This window comes from Parasphingorhabdus sp. (assembly GCF_036964565.1).
Taxonomy (GTDB): Bacteria; Pseudomonadota; Alphaproteobacteria; order Sphingomonadales; family Sphingomonadaceae; genus Parasphingorhabdus.
Map to the genome: position 1 here is coordinate 1 of NZ_JBALTN010000028.1, position 2691 is coordinate 2691.

At 56.2% G+C, this 2691-nt stretch carries 3 protein-coding genes; 1 reads left to right on the forward strand and 2 read right to left on the reverse strand.

Annotated elements, in window-relative coordinates:
- The first annotated feature begins 228 nt into the window (after positions 1-228).
- Positions 229-792: a TonB-dependent receptor domain-containing protein gene (locus tag V7650_RS18035; RefSeq protein WP_335657594.1), complete on the forward strand. Its 564-nt coding sequence runs from the start codon at positions 229-231 to the stop codon at positions 790-792.
- Between the two features lie 293 nt (positions 793-1085).
- On the opposite strand, the gene V7650_RS18040 is transcribed toward V7650_RS18035, so the two are convergent.
- Both V7650_RS18040 and terL read right to left on the reverse strand, forming a co-directional pair.
- Positions 1086-1481, reverse strand: a complete 396-nt coding sequence (locus V7650_RS18040; protein WP_335657592.1) for a hypothetical protein — start codon at positions 1479-1481, stop codon at positions 1086-1088.
- Between the two features lie 139 nt (positions 1482-1620).
- The coding region (gene terL / locus V7650_RS18045) for a phage terminase large subunit (protein ID WP_335657593.1) at positions 1621-2691 on the reverse strand (1071 nt) is incomplete at its 5' end.

Consider the following 2691-nt stretch of genomic DNA (forward strand, 5'->3'; position numbering starts at 1 on the left):
GTCGATCAGCCTTGGCGCATTATGACCATCGGCCGCCGCGAATGGGCCCGTGGGTCATGATCATTGCAGGTTGGTATTAGTTGCCCCGTTGCAAAGCCGATTGGGTCTGGACCTTGCCGGTTAATACAACGCCTGATGGCAAGTCTGCGGCGGGTTTCTCTTTCACCATCTTGGCATCAAAAAAGAAGCAATTGCCGGGCCTCAGGACGACACTGAACTGTTTATCGTATTGACTGGACAGGACAGCAACTGGTCGCACAGACCGCCGGCGGCGCGTTCACTTACACCATTAATGCAGGCCTAACCCGCACTAACGGAGGCGAACTGAGTCTTACCTATCGCCCCGACTCTCATCTGACGCTGAGCGCAGGTGCGACATATGTCGATTCGAAGCTTGCTACAAACCTTCCGCCCGAGGTGATCGCCGCGGGAACCGTTGGTCGAGCAGGCGACCGTTTGCCATTCATCGCGAAGTTTATTGCGAACGGCAGTATCGAATATAAGGGCGATATAGGCCATGGCGTTGAAGGATACGGACGAGCCTCGGTAAATTATCGCGGTTCTTCGTATAGTTCGTTCAGTCCAGCGAGCACCTTCTACACCAAATTACCACAATTCGCTTTGATAGGTGCCGAGTTTGGGATTCGCAGTGAATATGCGGACTATGGGATATCCGTCGAGAATCTGACCAACAAGCCTGCTTATCTCGGCGTCTACGACTCGATCGACGGAATCCGCATCTATTCGCCGGGGCCGCGCACCATAAGTATTAAGGCGGCGGTGCGCTTTTGATCGTAGCCGTCGGGCGATCTCTCTAGGGGGTGCCCGACGGCTATTTCATTTTTACTGGCATGTTCACGTAGCGGAGCAGATGAAAAACTGGCTTAGTTTGTCCGAGCATCCGCAGAGCAACGCGCAAACAATATGGCGCGGAAAAAAAGATATGGATCGTGATGGAAAGCCTGCACGGAGAGGCTAGCATCGCGGAGCTATGCCGCCGGGAGGGCAGCCGTGGACATCATCAAGCAGCTGACGAAGTTCGATGACTGTCCGTATCTCTTGCCCAATCCTCGGACGCGCAAGCCCTACACGGACATCAAGCGGCCAAAGGCCCAATCTGGCGACTGGGTTCCGATCAGGCAAGTCGGCCAGCCGTAATCGAAGTTCAATCTAGCCAGCCCGGCTACCGTAATTACAGGTTCCAGCCAGACGGTGAATGATCTCGGCTGCGCCTTTCGAGAACCCGACCAGAAGAATTGCTCACTAGCGGCGCTGTTGGGCGCGCGGTAAAGGCCGCGTCCTTGATGCTCAATCAGGCCCGCATTCCAAGCCATCATGAAATACCGGGCGTCCTCCTCTGCCACCTTTATGGATTTCTGCTGGAAGCCCGCGACATCCAGGCCTCGGTTTGGGTCGCTACAGAACTCCGGAATGAGACGGTCGGTTAGAATTTGATAGAAGGAGGAAAGCCAGTCATTCATAATTGACCACATATTTGGGAGTGGGCGATATTGCAGCCGGCTACATCACGAAGGGATGGTGCACCAAAACAAGCTGGTAAGCAATCTGAGCGATAAATTTCGACTTATCGAATTTTCCGGCACAGCCAGCGTGGCCGTCTCAGGCCCCCCACGGATCCTTATCGTACGGCAGAGCGGGCGGGCCTACATCTTCATCATCGTCCTCAGCGAATAACTCGGGCCCAGCATTTTCGGGATTCCTGTACGTGTCCTTCTCCTGCACCCATAGAAGCAGCTGGGAGAGCGCATCGACCTGATCATCGTCGCGCGAGGAGGGGAACCCAAGGAGTTCGCCGGTAAAGTCCCCCAGCCAGTGGGCGCGCTCGGGAAGAAACAATCGATCTTGCTGGATCATCGCACTCGCACTCAGGGCCCGGGCAATCTTGTCGCCCTCTGGGCGCCGGGCAATCGGGAGCGGCACACCCTGCGGTTCTTCCGCCCGCAGTGACTGGATGAGCGCAGTCCCGGAAGAAGCATCCTCGATCAGCAGGACCTTTGCGCCATGTGCTCTGCCAAGCTCGATGGCCTTGGCCTTGAGCAGGTGAAATTTTAACCGCGCGCGAAACACATCAATTATGTAAATTGATTTTCCTTGTATCAAAGCGGTGACGCAGACCGACCAGTCATTGAACGGATTGTCCTTGGACGCGGTATCCCAGGACTGCACGATCTGGCCATAGCCAAGATCAATGGTGCCGGGTTTATAGGAGTGCAGCCATGCAGCCTCGATAATATTGCCAACCGCAGGAACCGGCGCCTGCTGAAACTGACTGGCGAACACGATTGGATTGTCCGCCTTGCGCCTGAGCAGCACCTCGAGGCTCTGACGGTCAGGGTGAAGCGCGCTGCCGGCTCGCCTGTGCCAGGTCCTCCCCCTTGTGAGGGGAATGTCCTCGTCGCGCTCTGCGATGGCGGGCAAGCACAGCTCATACCAGCCCTCGCGTTCCTTCAGGATGCCGACCAGATCACCTTCATGCAGGCGCTGCATCACCACAATGATCACGCCGGTGGCCTGATTGTTGAGGCGCTGCGACAATGTGTCGTCGAACCACCGAATGACCTTTTCCCTTGCCGGCTGCGACATCGCGTCCTGAGTTTTCATGGGATCATCGATAATGATTATATCAGCTCCGAACCCGGTCGTGACACCGTCAACCGATGTCGCCATGCG